General features: G+C 65.8%; 4 protein-coding genes. All 4 read left to right on the top strand.

Features of this window, described 5'->3' with window-relative positions; translation table 11 throughout:
* Window positions 1-844: helix-turn-helix transcriptional regulator (locus VFP86_15515; GenBank protein ID HET9001047.1), on the top strand; the 844-nt coding region annotated here is incomplete at its 5' end.
* Window positions 845-1,049: 205 nt separating this feature from the next.
* Window positions 1,050-1,622 (top strand): 2Fe-2S iron-sulfur cluster-binding protein, encoded by a 573-nt coding sequence (locus VFP86_15510; GenBank protein ID HET9001046.1) that lies wholly within the window; start codon window positions 1,050-1,052, stop codon window positions 1,620-1,622.
* Window positions 1,619-2,602: a xanthine dehydrogenase family protein subunit M gene (locus VFP86_15505; protein ID HET9001045.1), complete on the top strand. Its 984-nt coding sequence runs from the start codon at window positions 1,619-1,621 to the stop codon at window positions 2,600-2,602. The genes VFP86_15510 and VFP86_15505 overlap by 4 nt, the downstream gene beginning before the upstream one ends.
* Before the next feature lie 11 nt (window positions 2,603-2,613).
* The coding region (locus VFP86_15500; GenBank protein HET9001044.1) for a xanthine dehydrogenase family protein molybdopterin-binding subunit at window positions 2,614-4,696 on the top strand (2,083 nt) is incomplete at its 3' end.

Below are 4,696 nucleotides of genomic sequence, written 5' to 3'. Positions count from 1 at the left end.
TCCAGGCGTGCCGGCGAGTACGGCTCTCGGTCAGTTTCTGCGAGCACGACGTGAGATGGTTCGGCCCGAGGACGTTAATCTTCGTACCGGAGGCCGTCGGCGCGTTCGCGGGCTGCGCCGTGAGGAGCTCGCGATGCTCGCCGGCATCAGCCCGGATTACTACTTGCGTCTCGAGCAAGGCCGAGACCACCATCCTTCCCCGCAGGTCCTCGACGCCCTCGCCCGCGCACTGCAGCTCGACGCTGAGGCCGCCGCTTACCTGCACACTCTCACGCAACCCCAGAAGCCTTCGGGCGACTCCGAAGCGACCGAGCAGGCGCCGGCTTCCCTTGTGCAGCTGATCGCGTCTTGGACGAACGCGGCGGCGTTGGTCCACGGTCGCTATCTCGATGTGCTTGCCACGAACGCCTTGTCCACTGCGCTCTCACCCGTCTTGGCGCCGGGCGTCAACCTGGTGCGGGCGGTATTCTTGGATCCTGAAGTCCGTCGGTTGGTGGGCGATTGGGAGGCTTCGGCCCTGCGCACAGTCGGGCGCCTGCGCGCGCTCATGGGTCCCAAAATCGAGGACGCCCGTCTCGCCGACCTCGTGAGCGACCTATCGGCTCGCAGTGCTAGTTTTCGGCGCCTATGGGCGCTTCATGACGTCAAAGTTGCGGCTCGGCCCTTCGTTACGTTTAACCATCCGGTCGTAGGCTCTATCGACCTTCGTGCAGAGACTTTGGCGATCATCGGGGCCGAAGGACAGCGCTTGATCATCTATCACGCCGACCCCGGCACTGCATCTGAGCGCGCGCTTATTCGCCTGGCCCGCATGGCCGCCGGCGAACCGGATCAGCATACGTAGAAAGCGCGAGTACGAACCGGTCGCGGCGCCGGTCCATCGAGCGTAGCCCCGCGGCAGACAGACTGTTCCCCGGAGTCCTAGGCATGCTGGGGCCCTGGCTACGTTTACCTTCAGCATCGCACAATAGGTACGTGGTTGCGCGTGGGTGCCAGCGGATTTTCCCCGTCGGGCATGCTTGCGAGCAAAGCCCCGAAAGGAGTTTCAAATGACGGACGAGCGCGTCGACGCCGCCACGGTGGCGGCGGGGCCGTCCGCGACAACGCAATACCCTGTACGCGTTGTCGTGAACGGCGTCGAGCATCGGGTCATGCTTGACCCACGTGTTACGTTGCTCGACTTACTTCGCGAGCATCTCCACCTGAGCGGCACGAAGAAGGGGTGCGACCATGGACAGTGCGGCGCCTGCACGGTGCTTGTCAATGGCCGGCGCATCAACTCGTGCCTGACCTTCGCCGTGATGCACGAGGGCGACGAGGTCGTGACGATCGAAGGCCTGGGCTCGCCGAATTCGCTTCACCCTCTGCAGGCGGCTTTTGTCGAGCGTGACGGCTTCCAGTGCGGGTACTGTACCCCTGGTCAGATCTGTTCGGCTGTCGGCATGCTGGCCGAAGCGAAGGCCGGGTGGCCCAGCCACGCCACCGCCGACGTGGCGGCCCCGGAGATCGTCTTGACGGACGCGGAGATGCGCGAACGGATGAGCGGCAATATCTGCCGGTGCGCGGCGTATCCGAATATCATCGCGGCGATCGGGGACGTCGCGGAAGGCACCCGGCGATGAGAGCGTTCACCTACGAGCGCGTGTCGGACGCTCAGACGGCAGTTGTCGCCGCGTCCAGAGCCGGCGCGAAGTACATCAGCGGCGGCACGAATCTGGTCGATCTCATGAAGCTCGAGATCGAGCGGCCGACCCATCTGATCGACATCAGCCACCTTCCCTTGAAGGACATCGACGACTTGGAGGACGGCGGCCTGCGGATCGGGGCTCAAGCGGCCAATTCCGATGTCGCCGCCGACCGCCGCGTGCGGATTCGCTACCCAGTCCTATCGCAAGCATTGGTCGCGGGAGCCTCGGGTCAGTTGCGCAACAAAGCCTCCGTCGGCGGCAACCTGATGCAGCGCACCAGGTGCCCCTACTTTTACGACACCGCCGCGGGCTGCAACAAACGGGAGCCCGGGTCGGGCTGTTCGGCGATCGGCGGGTTCAACCGGATCCATGCCATTCTCGGCGCGAGCGACGCCTGCATCGCCACCCATCCCTCGGACATGGCCGTCGCCCTGGCGGCGCTCGAGGCGCGAATCGAGCTGCTCGGCGCCGGCCAGGCCACCCGCAGCGTTGCCATCGGGGATTTGTACCGGTTGCCTGATGAGACGCCGCATATCGAGACCATTCTCGGGATGGGGGAGATGATCACGGGCGTGACTTTGCCTCCGCCGCCGCCGGGCCGTCAAGTTTACCGGAAGGTGCGTGACAGGGCCTCCTACGAGTTCGCGTTGATCTCCGTGGCGGCCGTCGTCGCGACCGATGGGGGGACCGTCAGCTCGGTCCGAGTGGCATTCGGCGGGGTTGGCCCCAAGCCGTGGCGGTCGGTCGAGGCAGAGGCCGCTCTCGTGGGCCGTCCGGCCACGACGGCTACTTTCCGCGCCGCGGCGGAGGCCGCCATGGCAGACGCTATGGGGAGAGGTCACAACGACTTCAAGATCGAGCTGGCGAAGCGCACCCTCTGCCGTACGCTGGCGCAAGCGGCGCAGTCGAAATAAGGGAGAGGCTCATGATCGGACAACCCATCAGCCGTGTCGATGGCCCGCTCAAGGTCGCCGGCCAGGCCACCTACGCTTACGAGTACTGGGAGGTCGGGCAACCGCTCTACGGCTTCATCGTCGGTGCAACGATCGGCCGGGGACGCATCACGGAAATGGACACGTCCAGGGCCGAGCAGTCGCCCGGTGTCTGCATGGTGATGACCTATCGCAATGCGCCGACGCAAGGCACCCCCGACTTGTCCAATCCGTTCGAAAACGCACGCGCGCGTCCGGTGCTGAGCAGTTCCGAGGTTCACCACTACGGCGAACCCGTAGCCCTCGTGGTCGCTGAGACCTTCGAGCAGGCGCGAGCGGCGGCAGGTCTTGTTGAAGTCGACTACGCGGCCGAACCAGGACACTATGCCTTTGCTGCGCGTCAGGATTTGGCGTACGCTCCCAAGACCGTGAGAGGCTTTTGGGACACAGACACCGCGGTCGGCGACTTCGACTCCGCGTTCGAGACCGCCGCGGTGAAGATAGATCAGCGCTACGCTACGCCGTACCAGTTCGCCCAGCCGATGGAACCAAACGCGTGTCTGGCCGCCTGGCGTGGCGACGACGTGGTCGTCTACGTCGGCGTCCAGATCATTGGTTGGGCCCGCCTGGCGATCGCCAGCACGCTCCAAATCGACCCCCAACGGGTCCACATTGTCAGCCCGTATGTCGGTGGCGGGTTCGGCTCCAAGGGAGGCATTCATGACGAAACGATCCTGGCCGCGCTCGCGTCTCGGCAGTTGAACCAGCCGGTCAAGGTCGCGATGACCCGGCAGCAGATCTTTCACCTCGTCGGGCTGCGCCCCACGTCGAGCCAGCGGGTGCGACTGGCCGCGGGACGCGACGGTCGGTTGACCGCCATCGCCCACGAGGTCAACATGGACACAAGTCGCGCCGTGGAGTACGTTGAGCAAACCGCTATCAGCACCCGCAGCCTCTACGCTGCGCCCAACCGCGTGACCCGCCACCGGTTGACGCAACTCGATCTTCAGGGTGGGGAAGACGTGCGCGCGCCGGGCGACGCGCCGGGCCTCCTCGCGCTGGAGTCGGCGATGGACGAGCTGGCCCATGCTCTCGGGATAGACCCCGTCGAGCTGCGAATCCTGAACGAGCCCGCGCTCGACCCCGAGCGCGGTGTTCCGTTCAGCGACCGGCGTCTGGTGGAGAGCCTGCGCGAAGGGGCGCGCCGGTTCGGCTGGGAACGGCGTCCTGGGCGACCTGCGAGCCGGCGCGAGGGGCGATGGCTGATCGGCTATGGCATGGCGTCCGCCATACGCGAGCACTACCAGGGCCCGACGAAGGTCAGGGTCCGGATGGGACCGGACCGCGTCGCCGTCGTCCAGACCGACATGACCGACATTGGCACGGGCACGTACACCATCCTGAGCCAGGTCGCTGCTGAGGGGCTCGATCTACCGCTCGATCGCGTGCGGGTTGAGCTGGGGCGTTCGGAGTTCCCAGTCAGCTCGGGTTCCGGCGGCTCGTGGGGCGCCGGCAACACGAGCACCGCTGTCCATCTGGCCTGCGAAGCCCTGCGCGAAAAACTGCGCACCTCGGCGGGCCGCATCCCTCCCGAGGGCCTCGAAGCGGAGGGCGAGGTCTCCGTCGGCTTCTGGGATGATCCCAACTACAAGGCTCACTCGATCTACACGTACGGGGCGCAGTTCGCGGAAGTCGGTGTCGACGCCGATACCGGCGAGATCCGGCTCCGGCGGATGCTGGGTGTGTTCACCGCGGGGCGCATCCTGAACCCCAAGACGGCGCGCTCGCAGCTGGTCGGCGGCATGATCTGGGGGGTGAGCTCGGCCCTGCACGAGGAGGCCGTCATCGACACAAGATCCGGCGCCTTTGTCAACCGGGATCTCGCCGGATACTTGGTGCCGGTGCACGCTGACATACCCGAAATCGATGCCGTGCTACTCGATGACTTCGACGACAAGGCCAACGTCCTGGGAGTCAAGGGTCTCGGTGAGATCGGCGTTTGCGGAGCGGGAGCGGCGGTGGCAAATGCGGTCTTCAACGCTACCGGCGTTCGGGTGCGTGACTTTCCCATAACAC

The sequence above is a fragment of the bacterium genome (assembly GCA_035703895.1).
GTDB lineage: Bacteria > Sysuimicrobiota > Sysuimicrobiia > Sysuimicrobiales > Segetimicrobiaceae > Segetimicrobium.
The sequence above is the reverse complement of the archived record's forward strand: the minus strand, read 5'-3'. Positions and strand labels throughout refer to the sequence as shown.

Excerpts from the sequence above, each read along its gene's own strand:
- VFP86_15510 (HET9001046.1), top strand. The coding sequence starts at position 1,050 with ATGACGGACGAGCGCGTCGACGCCGCCACGGTGGCGGCGGGGCCGTCC.
- VFP86_15505 (HET9001045.1), top strand. The coding sequence starts at position 1,619 with ATGAGAGCGTTCACCTACGAGCGCGTGTCGGACGCTCAGACGGCAGTT.